Source organism: Phyllobacterium brassicacearum (genome assembly GCF_003010955.1).
Taxonomy (GTDB): domain Bacteria; phylum Pseudomonadota; class Alphaproteobacteria; order Rhizobiales; family Rhizobiaceae; genus Phyllobacterium; species Phyllobacterium brassicacearum.
Map to the genome: position 1 here is coordinate 37,630 of NZ_PGGO01000008.1, position 14,972 is coordinate 52,601.

Consider the following 14,972-nt stretch of genomic DNA (forward strand, 5'->3'; position numbering starts at 1 on the left):
AACATCTTTTCTTCTCGCGGATTGGCAGCAGCATACTCAGCGCGTAGCATTTACCCTATCGGATGCAACGATGATGGGTCTGTCAAGTAATTCATGGGCTTCGCAGATTTTTTTGACAATTCTCCTGTGAACAGGACCGCGGCGTTTCATTTTCGTATATGCATTGGTCTTAGGAACGGATGATCAGAGGGTGCGTGATGAGCAAACAGGCAAAAGGCAACAAACCTGCGGCATGGCCGGAATCGGCTCCCTTGCTGGTGGATGTCGCCATGGGTCGCAGGCACGCAGATATGGTCGTGCGCAATGGCCGGCTCGTCAGTGTTTACTCCGGAGAAATTATTGCGGGTATGGACATCGCAATCGTGGCGGGGCGCTTCGCCTTTGTCGGCCACGGTGTGGAGCACTGCATCGGACCCAAAACCAAGGTGGTGGACGCGGGCGGGCGTTACCTGGTGCCAGGTCTTTGCGACGCCCATATGCATGTCGAAAGCGGCATGGTTACAGTGACTGAATTTACCCGTGCCGTCATTCCTCATGGCACGACGTCCATGTTTATCGATCCGCACGAGATCGCCAATGTTCTTGGACTTGAGGGCGTACGGTTGATGCACGATGAAGCGCTCGCCATGCCTATCAACGTGCATGTCCAAATGCCGAGTTGCGTGCCTTCCGCTCCTGGATTGGAGCACGCCGGAGCCGTCATCACTCCCGCGGACGTCGCCGAGGCCATGACCTGGCCGAACATTGTCGGGCTAGGTGAGGTGATGAACTTTCCGGGCGTCGCAAACAATGATCCGACCATGCGCGGCGGGATCGATGCGACGGTCAAAGCCGGTAAAACCGTTGGCGGCCATTTTGCATCACCGGAACTCGGCCGGGCTTTCCACGGCTACGTGGCGGGTGGACCAGAAGACGACCATGAAGGCACGCGCATGGAAGATGCCATTGCACGGGTGCGGCAGGGCATGCGCGCCATGTTGCGCCTTGGTTCTGCCTGGTACGATGTTGCCAGCCAGATCAAGGCAGTGACGGAACAGGGGCTGGATCCGCGCAATTTCATATTGTGCACGGACGACAGCCACTCTGGAACCTTGGTGAATGAAGGTCACATGGATCGCGTTGTCCGGCACGCGATTGCGCAAGGGTTGAAACCAGTCACCGCGATCCAGATGGCCACCCTTAACACAGCGCAGCATTTCCGGCTGGAGCGGGAGATCGGCTCTATCACCCCTGGACGTCTCGCAGACTTTTTGATCGTGTCTGATCTCGCGAACCTGACGATCGACCGGGTTTATGCGAGAGGCCTGCATCTGGCGGAGAAGGGCAAGCTCATCACTGAGATACCAACATACAATTATCCGTCATTCGCCAAGAATACGATCAAGCTTGGTAAGAAGTTGAATGCCCGGGATTTCGACATAAAAGCTCCGAAACCCGCCAGGCACCTCACCGCACGGGTTATCGGCGTCATCGAGAATCAGGCGCCAACGAAGGCGCTGGAAGCAGATCTTGCTGTTTCCGACGGCATTGTACAAATGGACCGGCGTAATGACGTCTGCCAGATCGCTCTCGTCGAGCGACATCGTGGGACGGGGGCGGTGGTCAACGGTTTCGTCTCTGGTTTTGGCTATACGCTTGATTGTGCGATGGCCTCGACTGTCGCCCACGATAGCCACCACATGATCGTAGTCGGCACCAACAAGGACGACATGGCGAAGGCCGCCAACCGGCTTGGTCAGGTCGGGGGTGGTGTGGTTCTGTTTTCCAAGGGTCGTGAGCTTGCTCTTGTGGAGATGCCGATTGCGGGGCTCATGTCCGATCAGCGCGCCGAAATCGTTGCGGAGAAAGCTGACAAGCTCGTCGACGCCATGCGTGCGATGGGCTGCAGCCTCAACAATGCTTATATGCAGCATTCGCTCTTGGCGCTCGTGGTAATACCGGAATTGCGCATTTCCGATGTCGGCATTATCGATGTCAGAACATTCGAGAAGGTTGACCTATTCCTATGACTGCATTCATCAAGGCCGTGGACCGCGCGACGGAAAAGATGCGCGCTCTTTTCCCGGAAACACCGCTGCAACTCAATCACTATCTTTCGCACAAGTATGGTGCGCAGATCTGGCTGAAGCGCGAGGATTTGTCGCCGGTGCGCTCATACAAGATCCGGGGGGCGTTCAACTTCATCTCCCACTATCTGAACGAGCACAAATCGGAGACCTCCAGTTTTGTTTGTGCATCGGCAGGTAATCACGCTCAGGGCTTTGCATTTATCTGCCGGTATTTTGCAAAGAAGGGCGTGGTTTTCATGCCGGTGACAACGCCTCAGCAAAAGATCGACAAGACGCGTAGCTTCGGCGGAGATTTCATCGAAATTCGTCTGGTGGGTGATATTTTCGACCAATGTTATTCCGCCGCCCAAGACTACGCAGCGGAAACCGGGGCGGTGATGGTACCTCCCTTCGATCATATGGACATTATTACAGGGCAGGCGACGGTCGCGCACGAGATCGCGGCGCAACTGCCGGACAAGCGCAAGCCCGATTTGATGATACTGCCGGTTGGCGGAGGCGGTCTTTCTGGTGGTGTCACACGTTATCTTGCCGATCTTGGCTGGGAAACCCGGTTCCGTTTTGTTGAGCCAGCAGGTGCTCCAAGCCTGAAGCGCAGTCTTGAAGCGGGTAAACGCATCAAGCTCGACGCCGTCGATAATTTCGTTGATGGCGCGGCGGTTGCCGAGATAGGGCGAGAAAACTTCAAGCTTCTCAAGGGTTTCACGTCTGATGCTGTCACTTTGATTCCGGAAAACCGCTTGAGTTCAACCATTCTGGAAATGCTCAACGTCGAAGGTATTGTCGTGGAGCCGGCGGGTGCACTTGCTATTGATGCACTCAAGGATCTGAAGAAGAGCGATATCAAGGGCAAACGGATCATACTGGTCATTTCCGGCAGTAATTTTGACTTCGAGCGGTTACCCGAACTGAAGGAACGGTCGCTGCGCTATGAAGGGTTGAAGAAATATTTCATTTTCCGCTTCCCACAGCGGCCCGGCGCCTTGCGATCTTTTCTCGATTTGTTGGGCCCAGAGGACGATGTCGCACGTTTCGAGTATCTCAAGAAGTCCGCGCGAAATTTCGGCTCAGTGCTGATTGGGATCGAAACCAAGAACAAGGTCAATTTTGATATTCTGTTCAAACGCTTTGACGAAGCTGGTTGGGCATATCAGGACATCACCGAGAATGAAGCCATCGCAGGGTTGATCATTTGAATGCAACTAAGGGTTGCTGTTCTATATTGATCGCATGTAGGTTTGCTTTCAGTTGAGTTTGGGCGGGGAGGGTTTCTGATGAACGACGTGCAACAGCCGACGGCACATTGGCGCATCGTCCTCGCCTTCGTTCTTGATCTCATAACCTTTATTGTTTTCGGTTTTCTTTTCGCAAAACTTCTGGCTGGTTTGGCGGAAAATGGCATCTCCCTTGGGTCTGTACTTGTCGCTGTCCTGTTGATCTTTGCATATCTTGTTGTCAGCAAACGGTTTGGCCTAACGCCTTGGAGGCGTATTCTTGGCGTCAGGTCCTGAGGCGGCATGGGGCGTCACACAACCTACATCGTCCTGTTTCGAGGTGTAGGCGGCGCGACGCTACTACCAGTCCAACCGTTAAAGGCGGCGTTAATCGAGGATGGGTTCGAGCGCGTCGCCACCTATATCAATACCGGCAACGTGGTCCTGACTTCCGGCCTGTCTCCTAGACAAATTGTACAAAGAGTTGCAGCTATTACTCTGGAAAAGTTTGCTTTTTCGAAAGCGATCATGATCGTCAGCAGGCCCAAGTGGAAGAAACTCATCGCCAACAATCCGTTCCCGGAACGGACGGCAGAGGGCAACAAACTCCACGCTTACCTGATGGAGAAAGAGCCGGACGCCGAAGCCGTCGAGGCGTTGAACCGCAAAGCACTCGGGTTGCCGGAACAGTTCGAAATCGTGGATAAGGTGCTTTATTACTATCCGCCGCAAGGGGCATCCGAATCCAAGTTGCACGGAAAAATTGAGTCGACGTTAAAAGTTGCCACTACAGCGCGTAACTGGAATACAGTTCTGAAGCTTGAGCAATTGGCAGACCGGCAGGACAAGGAGATGCGATGACGACCTATATTGTGCTTTTTCGGGGTATCAACGTCGGAGGCAACAAGGTCGTGAAAATGGAGACGCTTCGCACGGTGCTGAACAAGGCAGGATTTACCGATGTGAAAACCTATATTCAAAGCGGCAATCTGGTTCTCACGTCCAACCAGACAGCGCGTCGTGTCGGCGAGAGCATATCGGCCTTGTTTCCAACGACATTCGGCTTCGAATCGCGCGTCTCTGTTCGCAATATCGATGAATGGAACTGCATGATTGCCAAAAACCCTTACCCGGGGGCCAGCGACAATCCGAAATCACTTCACGCGGTCATTCTCGACGGCGATCCCACGGAGTCAGCTCTGGCAGACTTCGCCGGCAAAGCCTCCGAGTCGGAAAGCTTCACGCTGAGGAACCGCGTTCTTTATCTCTATACGCCGGATGGGTTTGGGACTTCGAAGCTGGCCCTTGCTCTCGACAAGGTGTTGAAGGTCCCGCTGACCGCGCGCAACTGGCGTACTGTCCTGACGATCCAGAAAATGGCGGCTGCAATCTAGGTTGATGCAAGAGCGGTTTGCAGAACCTCGAAAATGCGGGGATCGGTACATTGCGCAACGTTGAATCGCATATAGGAATTTGCCGATTGCGATTGGCTGAAGACATTGCCAGGCGCGAAAACCACCCGTTCTGCAAGCGCGTGCTGCGCCACTGCTGCAGCGTCCGCGTCGCCCGGCAACCTGCACCATAGAAACATGCCTCCTGCCGGTTCGATCCATGGTGTGAGGCCAAGGGACTTCAGCTTTGAACTGGTTTCACCCATGCTACGAGCCAGACGCGTTCGCAAACCATCCATGTGTTTGCGATAGGTGCCATCGGTCAGCATGCAAAGGACGAGTTCAGCAGCCAATCGACCGCCGCCGAAGGACGTGGCAATGCGAAGATCCACCAATCCGTCGATCCAATCCCGCCGAGCGGCTATGAAGCCGCAGCGAACGGACGCGGACAAAGATTTGGAGAAACTCCCGATGTGCACAACACGGTCAAGGCCGTCGAACGCCGCAAGGCGAGGGGCCGGTTCATGTTCGAAATCGGCAAAGATGTCATCCTCGATGATTGTGACATTGTACTGTTCGGCGAGCTTGAGCAGCCGATGGGCGATGACGGGCGATAGTACAGCACCAGTCGGATTATGCAGCGCAGAATTGGTGATGTAGAGGCGAGGGTGGTGTTCGGTGAGCGCTTTGGCAAAGTATTCGAGATCCGGTCCGGAGGGAGTGTAGGGCACGCCAATCACCTTGGCACGGTGGGCCTTGAGCAGAGCATGAAAATTGAAATAGCAGGGGTCGTCGACGATCACCGTATGTCCAGGTTCAATCAGGAACCTGCAGAGAAGGTCGATTGCTTGCGTACCCGACTCGGTCAGGATGATCTGGTCGGTTGCGGCTTCAATTCCATGTTCCGCCATACGACGCGAAAGATGTTGCCGTAGCGCACTTATTCCGAGTGGTGGTGCATAGTCGGCGAGGGAAGAGTCTTTTCCCCGCGCCAATGCGCGCAGTGCCCTTCGAATGCCGTCTTCCGGCATCCATGAAGAAGGCAACCAGCCGCAACCGGGTTTCGCAACAGCCTCACCCGCTTCAAGGGAAGTGCGAGATACCCAGAGCGGATCGATCGCCAGATCCAGTCGCGGACCAATCTCGGCCAAGGACAATGGTGGCAGATGACCGGCCACATAAAAGCCCGATCCGCGTCGCGACTGAATAACGCCCTCGGCCGCCAGCCGGTCGTAGGCTTCGACGATTGTCGATTTTGACACTCCCATCGTTTCCGCGAAGCTACGGATCGAAGGCAGTTTCGCACCCGGCACAAGCGTTCGTCCAGCGATGCGCTGACGGACGGCCTGCATTACGCGCTCAACAAGCGTGATGGTTTCGCGGTTTATCGCAACGCTTTCGTCCATCTGTATTGATTCCCATGCCATTACAGTTTGTATGAATTGTACTGCACCTTATCTGGAAAATCCATTGATTGCGATTGATAGACGTCAAAATGAAATTGGCGATTGGACAAGTGAGCATGGACAAAACAACGGCAGGCTGGATCAACGGCGTTTTGGGTGTGCTGATTTTCAGCGGATCGCTTCCGGCAACCCGTGCCGCAGTAGCAGACTTCGATCCGATCTTCGTAACGAGCGCCCGCGCCACCATCGCTGCCCTGTTGGGCCTCGCGCTGCTGCTGGCCTTCCGCGAAAAGCGCCCGGCGAAATCAGATCTGGGAGCGCTGTTCGTGACGGCAATGGGCGTTGTCGTTGGTTTTCCACTTTTGACCGCACTGGCCCTGCGCCACATCAACGCGGCACATTCCATCGTGTTTATCGGACTGCTACCGCTGGCCACGGCAATCTTTGGGGTCATCCGCGCCGGCGAACGAATGCGCCCGCTGTTCTGGCTTTTCTCAGTTCTGGGTAGCCTGATCGTGGCAGGATTTGCGCTGACGCAAAATCTTTCTGCGTCGATAACCGGCGATCTCCTGATGTTCGCTGCAATCGTCGTGTGTGGGCTGGGTTATGCCGAAGGGGCCCAGCTCTCACGCAAGCTTGGTGGATGGCAGGTGATCTGCTGGGCACTTGTGCTCTCACTGCCGGTCATGCTGCCACTGACTGTCTATGTCATGCCTGGGAACTGGAGCGCCGTTGGCGAGCCTGCCTGGATCGGCCTCGTCTACGTCTCGATGTTCTCAATGCTGATCGGCTTTGTTTTCTGGTACCGCGGTTTGGCGCAGGGTGGAATCGCAGCAGTGGGCCAGCTCCAGCTGCTGCAGCCATTCTTTGGTCTGGTTCTGGCTGCCACGCTCCTGCACGAACCAGTTGGCTGGCCGATGGTCGTTGTTACCGTTGCCGTTATTTTGTGCGTCGCCGGTGCCAAACGTTTCGCCAGGTGAAAGCGCATTTTTGCGCCGCACAATAAAATCGTTTGCTTTTTTGCATGAGAAGGCCCATATGCCGCTCAGGCGCTTGGACCGGGCAACCCGGTCTTCCGATTGAGGACTTCGTGGCGTCTGAGACCCATCCGCATGATGCGATGGGCACGGCTGCGCAAGTCGCATGAACCCAAAGCCATTGGCGCAGGGTTCCTCGCGTCTCGTCGTTTATCCCAAAATTATTGCACGCAGGTTGCGCCCTGTGATGCGTTGTGTGGCCCGCGGCTTTCCGCGCCGGCCAATGAAAGAAGATTGAATTGGAAACTATTGAAAAAACCGGCTTTGCCGCCATGGGCCTGAATGCCGTACTGCTGAAGGCAGTCGAGGCAGCTGGAATGGCTACTCCCAAGCCGATCCAGGAACAGGCTATCCCTGCACAGCTCGCCGGTCAGGATATTCTTGGCATCGCCCAGACAGGTTCCGGCAAGACGGCCGCGTTCAGCCTGCCGATCCTCCAGAAAATCATCACCATCGGTGACAAGCGCAAAGGCAAGACAGCCCGCGCGCTGATCCTTGCGCCAACCCGTGAGCTTGCAGTGCAAATCGAAGAGACGATCCGCAAGCTCTCCAAGGGTGCGCACATCTCTACGGCTCTCGTGCTTGGCGGTGTATCGCGTGTGGCGCAGATCAACAAAATGCAGGCTGGCGTCGACGTCTTGATTGCGACGCCGGGCCGTTTGACCGACCTTGTTCGCGACAACCGCGTCGATCTCTCTGAGACACGCTGGCTGGTGCTCGATGAGGCCGATCGCATGCTCGATATGGGCTTCATCAACGATGTGAAGCGCATCGCAAAGGGGACGCATCGCGACCGTCAGACCGCATTGTTCTCCGCGACGATGCCAAAGGAAGTGGCTGCGTTGGCAGCTGGCCTGCTGCGCGATCCTGTTCGTGTTGAAGTTGCCCCGCAAGGCACGACGGCTGCCGAGATCAAGCAGGTTGTGCATATGATCCCGACGAAGCAGAAGAAGCAGGTTCTCTCGGCCATGCTCAAGGATGAGACGCTGGCCTCGGTCATTGTCTTCACCCGCACCAAGCATGGAGCCGATGCTGTTACTCGCGTACTCGAGAAGGACGGCTACGAAGTTGCTGCCATTCATGGCAACAAGTCGCAGAACGCCCGCCAGCGTGCTCTGAACGGCTTCAAGGACGGTTCCGTGCGTGTCCTCGTGGCAACTGATATCGCTGCGCGCGGCATCGATGTTGTCGGCATCAGCCATGTGATCAATTTCGATCTGCCGGATGAGCCGGAGAGCTATGTCCATCGTATTGGCCGTACCGGGCGCAACGGCGCTTCGGGCTCTGCGATCACGCTGTATGATCCGGCCGAAGAAAGCGTAAAGCTGAAGGCCGTTGAGCGTGTCACGCGCATGCGATTGCCCATGGCAGATTCGCCGATCGATCTATCGAGCCTGCCGGCCCGCGCGGCAAATAGCGATCAGCGCCCGCCGCGCCGTGAGGGCGGTAGCGGTGCTCCGGGCAAGAAGCCGCATCGCGGTCAATCTGCAGGCAAGCCGCGTGAAGCGCGCGGCGAAAAGGTCTGGAGCAATGATGCCGGTGCGCCGGCACAGAAGCGTCCTTTTCGCCGCAACAAGCGCAAGAGCTTCGGTGCCAAGGCAGCCTGATCGGCATTGCTGAAATCGTTATCGAGCCGTCGGCACATCGTGCCGGCGGCTTTTTGCTGGCTCAAATATCTGCTTATCCTCTCGATTGAGAAATTCTGCGCTTGAACGCTTAAGCCGGGGCAAATAGGTTCAGGTCCAGCAGAATGAAGGACCGGGCCCCATGTTTGATTCAGTGATCGATACCATCGGAAACACGCCGCTTATTCGCATGAAGAAAGCGTCCGACCTCACTGGTTGCGAAATTTATGGCAAGGCCGAGTTCTTGAATCCTGGCCAGTCGGTGAAGGACCGTGCGGCGCTCTATATTATTCGTGATGCGGAGAAACGCGGATTGCTCCGGCCCGGTGGCGTGATTGTCGAAGGCACGGCCGGCAATACCGGTATTGGCCTCACCATGGTCGCCAAAGCCTTGGGCTACCGTACTGTTATCGTCATCCCAGAGACCCAGAGCCAGGAAAAGAAGGATGCCTTGCGGCTACTGGGTGCAGAGCTGGTGGAAGTACCGGCCGTTCCTTACAGAAATCCGGATAATTACGTGAAGGTCTCTGGGCGTCTGGCCGCGCAGATGGCAAAAAGCGAACCGAACGGCGCAATCTGGGCGAATCAATTCGACAACGTCATCAACCGCCAGGCGCATGTCGAAACCACAGCGCAGGAAATCTGGCGCGATACCAATGGCAAGGTGGACGGGTTCATTTGTGCGGTTGGGTCCGGAGGCACGCTGGCTGGTGTATCGCAGGGGCTGAAGGCAAGGGATTCGTCGATCAAGATCGGGCTCGCCGATCCGCTAGGGGCGGCGCTTTACTCCTACTACACAACCGGTGAATTCAAAGCCGAGGGAAGCTCCATCACCGAGGGCATTGGACAAGGCCGCGTTACCGCCAATCTTGAAGGTTTTAGGCCTGACTTTTCCTATCAGATACCCGATGCGGAAGCGCTGGAGGTCGTATTCGATCTGGTGACAGAGGAGGGGCTTTGCCTCGGCGGCTCGTCGGGTATCAATGTTGCCGGCGCCATTCGCATGGCGCGGGACATGGGACCCGACCACATCATCGTGACGGTCCTGTGCGATTACGGCAATCGCTATCAATCAAAGATGTTCAATCCGGAGTTCTTGCGCTCCAAGGATCTGCCTGTCCCGGTATGGATGGAAGCGAAAACCGATATATCCGTTCCGTACGAGAATAAATCCTGATGGCATACGATACAGCAATTCTCTTCCGCGACGATTCCTACCTCAAGGTTATCGAAGGGACGGTGCTTGCGATCAACGAACGTGGCGGCATACTGACCGACCAGACGGTGTTCTACGCCACGTCAGGCGGTCAGCCGGGTGATAGCGGCGTTTTTGTTCGCTCCGATGGTTCGACTATCGCGATTGCTACGACGGTGACCGGCGAGAGCAAGGAAGAGATCATTCATATCCCTGCACCCGATCAGGCAGTGCCGTTAGTGGAGGAGAAATTGTGGCTCCGCATCGATTGGGAGCGGCGATATAAATTGATGCGCATGCACGCGGCATGTCACTTGCTGAGCGTCGTTTGTCCCTATCCGATTACGGGTGCTGCGGTTGGCGAGGATGACAGCCGGGTAGATTTTGACCTTCCGGACGCCGGTGTGACCAAGGAAGGCGTGACCGCGAAGATGATGGAACTGGTCAATGCCAACCACCCCATCTTCACGCGCTGGATCACTGACGAGGAATTGGCGGCCAATCCGGGCCTGATCAAATCCAAGAATGTTCGTCCGCCTGCGGGGACAGGACGCATAAGACTCGTATGCATTGGGGAGAACGCATCAGTGGATTCGCAGCCCTGCGGCGGAACCCACGTCGCAACCACCGGCGAGGTTGGTGCCGTCCATATCGGAAAAATTGAGAAGAAGGGCAAGGAAAACCGGCGGTTTCGTATCCGCTTTGGCTCCTTGCCGGAGGGAGAATGAACGTGACGGACAAGAGCGCTTATGTGGTTTCGCCCGATTGGTTGCAGGAAAGGCTCGGTCAACCAGGTCTGAGTATCCTGGATGCGTCCTGGTATTTCCCGTTTCAGAATCGTGACGCCAAGGCAGAGTATGATGCGGCGCATATTCCGGGTGCTATCTTCTTCGACCACGAGGAAATGTCTGATCCTGGGTCCCCGCTGCCGCACACCCTGCCCAAGCCGGAAGTGTTTGCCGCCGCCGTGAGCAGCATGGGGATCACAAGTGACGATACGATTGTCGTTTATGACGGTCCTGGCATGCACACGTCGCCGCGGGTCTGGTGGATGTTCCGGACCATGGGTGCCAAGAACGTTTTCGTGCTCGACGGCGGATTCGAAAATTGGAAGAACGTCGGCAGACCGGTCACTGACACGGCAACGAAGATCGCGCCGTCAGCATTCATGCCGAAATTTGATGCCGGGAAGGTTGCCAGCTTTTCGGACATGCGAACGATCGTTGACAGTGGCTCACGGCAAATAGCCGATGCGCGGTCGGCAGGCCGCTTCAAGGGTGTTGACCCTGAGCCGCGGGAAGGGCTCCGTTCAGGGCATATGCCGGGCGCGCGCAATGTCCCGTCTTCGAGCCTTGCTGACAATGGGTATCTGAAGGATATCAATGGCCTGCGGCAGGTTTTTGACCAGGCGGGAGTCGACCTTTCCAGACCCATCGTCACAAGCTGCGGTTCTGGTATCACGGCGGCAGTGATTACACTTGCTCTCGAATCCCTCGGCCACAAAGATAATATGCTTTATGATGGCTCGTGGACCGAGTGGGGCGGAGCCAGGGATACTCCGGTCGTAACCGGTGAAGCGTAAGTCATGAGTGACATAGTCAAGCCACGCATCCTGAAAACGCGTGTTACGCACTTGGAAATGACGGAACGGCCGACGCAGTCGGTTCCGACCCCTGTTGCCTTCAAGCTGGCGCTGATGCGGGCAACGAAAATTTCCCTGCCATTCTACCGGTTTCTTTACGAGCAGGTCGGCAAGCCGCATCATTGGTCAGTGCATCGTCATCTGAGCGATCGGGATTTGGCGGCGATCATCCATCGTTCGAATGTCGACATCCATGTGCTTTATGCCGATGGCTCGCCCGCAGGCTTCTTCGAACTCGTGCTCGATGAGGGCGAAGGCGTAACCGAGATCTTGTATTTCGGCCTGGTGCCGGAATTTCAGGGGCGGGGGCTCGCCAAATTCTTCCTCAACGAGGCGATTTCGACCGCATGGATGAGTAGTCCGCGAAAAGTAATCATTGAGACCAATACGCTGGATAGCCCGCGAGCACTGCAAATGTATCAAAGAATGGGCTTCAAGCCCGTCAGTTTTGCAGAAGCAGAAATAGAAGCGTGGAATTAGTATTCGTATCTCCTTTTTTCCACCTTTAGTTGTATAGCCGAGCGCCGAGAATCTCTCTACGAGCCCGTTATCGAATGGTCTCAGGGGAATTAAATGCATTCAAAGCAAGTATTGCTGACCGCGGCAGCAATTTCGTCAGTGTTGTTGGTTGCGGGTTGTCAAACTTCGGAGCTGACAACGACGCGGACTGGATCGACTACTTTCACGATTTCTGCAAAATCGGACCACAAAACGGGCCTGCTCAGCACCCACATGGTCAATCCCGATTGCTCAAGCGGCAGAGTTCCGGCCTTCAAGGTCGCGACTCCTCCAGCGAATGGTACAATCGATCTTTGGCAAGGCTCAATTTCTCCTTCATATGCGGCGGGTCATGCACTACACAAGTGCAACAGTCGCAAAGTAGCGGCGGTTGGGGCTTACTACACGTCTAAGCCGGGCTTCGTCGGTACCGATCAGCTGATCGTTTCGAGCAAAGCTCCGGGTAGCGATGCTTATAGTTATGTCACTGTTCATATTACGGTGACGAAGTGAAATGCGGCAAGAATCGGGTGGCTAAAGTGCGAACCGAGGTGTTTTCTTTGCTTTAACAAAGGAGTTCACCCGATGAGCAATATCCGATTCATTGCAATGCCCACGACACTTACCCGCCACTACCAGGCGAGCGGGGCAGACGCTAACGGCCAGAAGCCGGAGGTGCACATTTCAGATGGCGACGGCGTACCCTGCCGTCATTGCCTGCAGAATGTGAGGGCGGGCGACAGGTATCTCATCCTGTCGCACCGGCCATTTCCGGCGCCGCAACCCTATGCAGAAACCGGCCCGATTTTTCTGCACGCGGACGAATGCGTGCGTTATGAGGAAACGGCGGAAATGCCGGCGATGTTTCGTGAGAGCAGCGACTATATCCTCCGTGGCTATTCGTGCCAGGACCGGATTGTTTATGGGACGGGTGGGGTTATCAAGACCGGCGACATTGCGAATCGGGCCGACGAACTTCTGAGACGCGATGATGTTGCCTATGTGCACATGCGGTCCGCTCGGAACAACTGTTTCCAGTGCCGTATAGAGTTGACATGAAAAAAGCCCGGAGAAAACTCCGGGCTTTTCGTTATTATATAATTAAATCAAGCCGCCAGGACTGATTTAGCCTCGACCATTTCAAGACCGAGCGCCTCGGCGACCGCCTGGTTGGTCACACGGCCCTTGTGGACATTCAAGCCATTGCGCAGGTGCGGATTGTCGACCAGCGCCTTGACGCCGCGGTCAGCCAGCTGCAAGCCATACTGCAGGGTAGCATTGTTGAGGGCATGGGCGGACGTGACCGGGACTGCTCCCGGCATATTTGCGACGCAGTAATGAATGACGCCATCGACTTCGTAGGTTGGCTCTGAGTGGGTGGTGGCGTGGGACGTCTCGAAGCAGCCGCCCTGGTCGATGGCGACGTCGACAATGACGGCGCCCTTCTTCATACCGGAAAGCATTTCGCGAGTGACCAGCTTCGGAGCGGCCGCCCCAGGAATGAGAACCGCGCCAACGACGATATCGGCAGAAAACACTTCTTCATCAAGGGCTTCGATGGTTGAGTAGCGGGTATGGATGCGGCCGCGGAAGAGGTCGTCCAGCTGGCGCAGACGCGGGATCGAACGATCGAGGATCGTCACGTCGGCGCCGAGCCCCGTGGCCATCATCGCCGCATTGATGCCGACAACGCCGCCGCCGATGATGGTGACCTTGCCGGGCAGGACGCCTGGCACGCCGCCAAGCAACACGCCGCGCCCGCCATTGGCCTTCTGGAGCGCGGTCGCACCGGCCTGTATCGCAAGGCGACCGGCGACTTCTGACATAGGCGCAAGCAACGGCAGGCCACCGCGGTCATCGGTGACAGTTTCGTAGGCGATGGCGGTAACACCGGAAGCCAAGAGACCTTTGGTCTGTTCCGGATCCGGGGCAAGGTGAAGATAGGTATAGAGAATCTGACCTTCGCGAAGCTGCACCCATTCTGATGGCTGTGGCTCTTTTACTTTGACGATCATATCTGATTGCGAGAAAACTTCTTCTGCAGTCTTGACGATCTTTGCGCCTGCTGCCTGATAGGCTCCGTCGTCGGCGCCAATTCCAATGCCAGCTCCGGACTGGACGATGACCGTATGGCCATGGGCGATGTATTCGCGTACGGCCCCCGGAGTGAGGCCGACGCGATATTCATGGTTTTTTATTTCCTTCGGGCAGCCTACGCGCATAACGCCTCCTGTTAGTGTTTTTAGAGTTCCCTTTTGAGACAGATATGACACCACGAATCGTGTCGCATGTCCTTGCCAAGAAGGCTCGACGGAGGCTCCATTTTCGAATATTCTTGCGCAATATCGTGCATTTATCGAAGAAAGCTCGAACAATGTCATTGGACAGGATTGATATCGCCATTCTCGACAGCCTGCAGAAGGATGGCCGCATGTCGAATGCGACGCTTGCCGAGAAGGTCGGACTGTCGCAATCGGCGTGCTCGCGGCGGCTGGATATATTGGAAAAGTCGGGTGTCATTCGCGGCTATCATGCGCGGCTTTCCAACAAGATGCTCGGCCATCCGGTCATTGTAATCGTCAATATTTCTCTTTCCGGGCAGGCGGACAAGCAGCTTCGTGAGTTCGAAACAGCGGTAAAGCGTTGCCCCAACGTGTTGGTTTGCTATCTCATGTCAGGCGAATACGATTATCTGCTTCGAATTGCGGCAAAAGATCTCGAAGACTATGAGCGGATACACAAATTCTGGCTTTCGGCGATGCCGCATGTCACGAAAATCAACTCGTCATTTGCCTTGCGGGAAGTCGCGGACCGAACCGGTCTCGGGGTTGAGACAGCGCTCATAGAAATCGCAGGTTAGCGGGAACTTCGCGTCACCACACCAATATTTCGCGC

The 14,972-nt window shown here is 55.9% G+C and carries 16 protein-coding genes; 14 read left to right on the forward strand and 2 right to left on the reverse strand.

Annotated elements, in window-relative coordinates:
• Positions 1 to 197 precede the first annotated feature (197 nt).
• The 5 genes from ade to CU102_RS12150 all read left to right on the forward strand — a co-directional run bounded on the left by ade (position 198) and on the right by CU102_RS12150 (position 4,677).
• On the forward strand, positions 198 to 2,009 hold the full coding sequence (ade, locus tag CU102_RS12130) for an adenine deaminase (protein ID WP_106711371.1): 1,812 nt from the start codon (positions 198 to 200) through the stop codon (positions 2,007 to 2,009).
• A complete protein-coding gene (gene ilvA, locus CU102_RS12135) occupies positions 2,006 to 3,265 on the forward strand; it encodes a threonine ammonia-lyase IlvA (protein WP_106711372.1) in 1,260 nt (419 codons plus the stop codon). The genes ade and ilvA overlap by 4 nt, the downstream gene beginning before the upstream one ends.
• Before the next feature lie 78 nt (positions 3,266 to 3,343).
• The gene (locus tag CU102_RS12140) at positions 3,344 to 3,580 is read left to right on the forward strand and encodes a hypothetical protein (protein WP_106711373.1); all 237 of its coding nucleotides are present in this window, start codon (positions 3,344 to 3,346) and stop codon (positions 3,578 to 3,580) included.
• A 6-nt stretch (positions 3,581 to 3,586) separates the two neighbouring features.
• Positions 3,587 to 4,144, forward strand: a complete 558-nt coding sequence (locus tag CU102_RS12145; RefSeq protein ID WP_106711374.1) for a DUF1697 domain-containing protein — start codon at positions 3,587 to 3,589, stop codon at positions 4,142 to 4,144.
• Positions 4,141 to 4,677 (forward strand): DUF1697 domain-containing protein, encoded by a 537-nt coding sequence (locus CU102_RS12150; protein WP_106711375.1) that lies wholly within the window; start codon positions 4,141 to 4,143, stop codon positions 4,675 to 4,677. The genes CU102_RS12145 and CU102_RS12150 overlap by 4 nt, the downstream gene beginning before the upstream one ends.
• Here the strand turns inward: CU102_RS12150 and CU102_RS12155 are convergent.
• The gene (locus CU102_RS12155; protein WP_106711566.1) at positions 4,674 to 6,080 is read right to left on the reverse strand and encodes an aminotransferase-like domain-containing protein; all 1,407 of its coding nucleotides are present in this window, start codon (positions 6,078 to 6,080) and stop codon (positions 4,674 to 4,676) included. The genes CU102_RS12150 and CU102_RS12155 overlap by 4 nt on opposite strands.
• A 116-nt stretch (positions 6,081 to 6,196) precedes the next feature.
• Here CU102_RS12155 and CU102_RS12160 point away from each other — a divergent pair, with 116 nt between their 5' ends.
• From CU102_RS12160 to CU102_RS12195, 8 genes are all read left to right on the forward strand, one after another.
• On the forward strand, positions 6,197 to 7,060 hold the full coding sequence (locus tag CU102_RS12160; RefSeq protein ID WP_106711565.1) for a DMT family transporter: 864 nt from the start codon (positions 6,197 to 6,199) through the stop codon (positions 7,058 to 7,060).
• Positions 7,061 to 7,389: 329 nt separating this feature from the next.
• Positions 7,390 to 8,724 carry a DEAD/DEAH box helicase gene (locus tag CU102_RS12165; RefSeq protein ID WP_106711567.1) on the forward strand — a complete coding sequence of 445 codons (1,335 nt, stop codon included), beginning with the start codon at positions 7,390 to 7,392 and terminating at the stop codon, positions 8,722 to 8,724.
• Between the two features lie 160 nt (positions 8,725 to 8,884).
• Entirely contained in the window at positions 8,885 to 9,919 is a 1,035-nt protein-coding gene (locus tag CU102_RS12170) for a cysteine synthase A (protein WP_106711376.1), read from the forward strand.
• Entirely contained in the window at positions 9,919 to 10,665 is a 747-nt protein-coding gene (locus tag CU102_RS12175) for an alanyl-tRNA editing protein (protein WP_106711377.1), read from the forward strand. The genes CU102_RS12170 and CU102_RS12175 overlap by 1 nt, the downstream gene beginning before the upstream one ends.
• 2 nt (positions 10,666 to 10,667) lie before the next feature.
• Positions 10,668 to 11,519 (forward strand): 3-mercaptopyruvate sulfurtransferase, encoded by an 852-nt coding sequence (gene sseA, locus CU102_RS12180; protein WP_106711568.1) that lies wholly within the window; start codon positions 10,668 to 10,670, stop codon positions 11,517 to 11,519.
• Between the two features lie 3 nt (positions 11,520 to 11,522).
• Positions 11,523 to 12,059 carry a GNAT family N-acetyltransferase gene (locus CU102_RS12185; protein ID WP_106711378.1) on the forward strand — a complete coding sequence of 179 codons (537 nt, stop codon included), beginning with the start codon at positions 11,523 to 11,525 and terminating at the stop codon, positions 12,057 to 12,059.
• 93 nt (positions 12,060 to 12,152) lie between these two features.
• Positions 12,153 to 12,590 carry a hypothetical protein gene (locus tag CU102_RS12190; protein WP_106711379.1) on the forward strand — a complete coding sequence of 146 codons (438 nt, stop codon included), beginning with the start codon at positions 12,153 to 12,155 and terminating at the stop codon, positions 12,588 to 12,590.
• Between the two features lie 72 nt (positions 12,591 to 12,662).
• Entirely contained in the window at positions 12,663 to 13,136 is a 474-nt protein-coding gene (locus tag CU102_RS12195; protein WP_106711380.1) for a DUF1203 domain-containing protein, read from the forward strand.
• A gap of 47 nt (positions 13,137 to 13,183) precedes the next feature.
• Here the strand turns inward: CU102_RS12195 and ald are convergent, their stop codons facing one another.
• Positions 13,184 to 14,299, reverse strand: coding sequence for an alanine dehydrogenase (gene ald / locus CU102_RS12200; protein ID WP_106711381.1), 1,116 nt, complete (start codon positions 14,297 to 14,299; stop codon positions 13,184 to 13,186).
• 152 nt (positions 14,300 to 14,451) lie between these two features.
• Here ald and CU102_RS12205 point away from each other — a divergent pair, with 152 nt between their 5' ends.
• Complete coding sequence (locus tag CU102_RS12205; protein ID WP_106711382.1) at positions 14,452 to 14,937, forward strand: Lrp/AsnC family transcriptional regulator; 486 nt, start codon at positions 14,452 to 14,454, stop codon at positions 14,935 to 14,937.
• Positions 14,938 to 14,972 lie beyond the last annotated feature (35 nt).

Excerpts from the sequence above, each read along its gene's own strand:
- ade (WP_106711371.1), top strand. The coding sequence starts at position 198 with ATGAGCAAACAGGCAAAAGGCAACAAACCTGCGGCATGGCCGGAATCG.
- ilvA (WP_106711372.1), top strand. The coding sequence starts at position 2,006 with ATGACTGCATTCATCAAGGCCGTGGACCGCGCGACGGAAAAGATGCGC.
- CU102_RS12140 (WP_106711373.1), top strand. The coding sequence starts at position 3,344 with ATGAACGACGTGCAACAGCCGACGGCACATTGGCGCATCGTCCTCGCC.
- CU102_RS12145 (WP_106711374.1), top strand. The coding sequence starts at position 3,587 with ATGGGGCGTCACACAACCTACATCGTCCTGTTTCGAGGTGTAGGCGGC.
- CU102_RS12150 (WP_106711375.1), top strand. The coding sequence starts at position 4,141 with ATGACGACCTATATTGTGCTTTTTCGGGGTATCAACGTCGGAGGCAAC.
- CU102_RS12155 (WP_106711566.1), bottom strand. The coding sequence starts at position 6,080 with ATGGACGAAAGCGTTGCGATAAACCGCGAAACCATCACGCTTGTTGAG.
- CU102_RS12160 (WP_106711565.1), top strand. The coding sequence starts at position 6,197 with ATGGACAAAACAACGGCAGGCTGGATCAACGGCGTTTTGGGTGTGCTG.
- CU102_RS12165 (WP_106711567.1), top strand. The coding sequence starts at position 7,390 with ATGGGCCTGAATGCCGTACTGCTGAAGGCAGTCGAGGCAGCTGGAATG.
- CU102_RS12170 (WP_106711376.1), top strand. The coding sequence starts at position 8,885 with ATGTTTGATTCAGTGATCGATACCATCGGAAACACGCCGCTTATTCGC.
- CU102_RS12175 (WP_106711377.1), top strand. The coding sequence starts at position 9,919 with ATGGCATACGATACAGCAATTCTCTTCCGCGACGATTCCTACCTCAAG.
- CU102_RS12185 (WP_106711378.1), top strand. The coding sequence starts at position 11,523 with ATGAGTGACATAGTCAAGCCACGCATCCTGAAAACGCGTGTTACGCAC.
- CU102_RS12190 (WP_106711379.1), top strand. The coding sequence starts at position 12,153 with ATGCATTCAAAGCAAGTATTGCTGACCGCGGCAGCAATTTCGTCAGTG.
- CU102_RS12195 (WP_106711380.1), top strand. The coding sequence starts at position 12,663 with ATGAGCAATATCCGATTCATTGCAATGCCCACGACACTTACCCGCCAC.
- ald (WP_106711381.1), bottom strand. The coding sequence starts at position 14,299 with ATGCGCGTAGGCTGCCCGAAGGAAATAAAAAACCATGAATATCGCGTC.
- CU102_RS12205 (WP_106711382.1), top strand. The coding sequence starts at position 14,452 with ATGTCATTGGACAGGATTGATATCGCCATTCTCGACAGCCTGCAGAAG.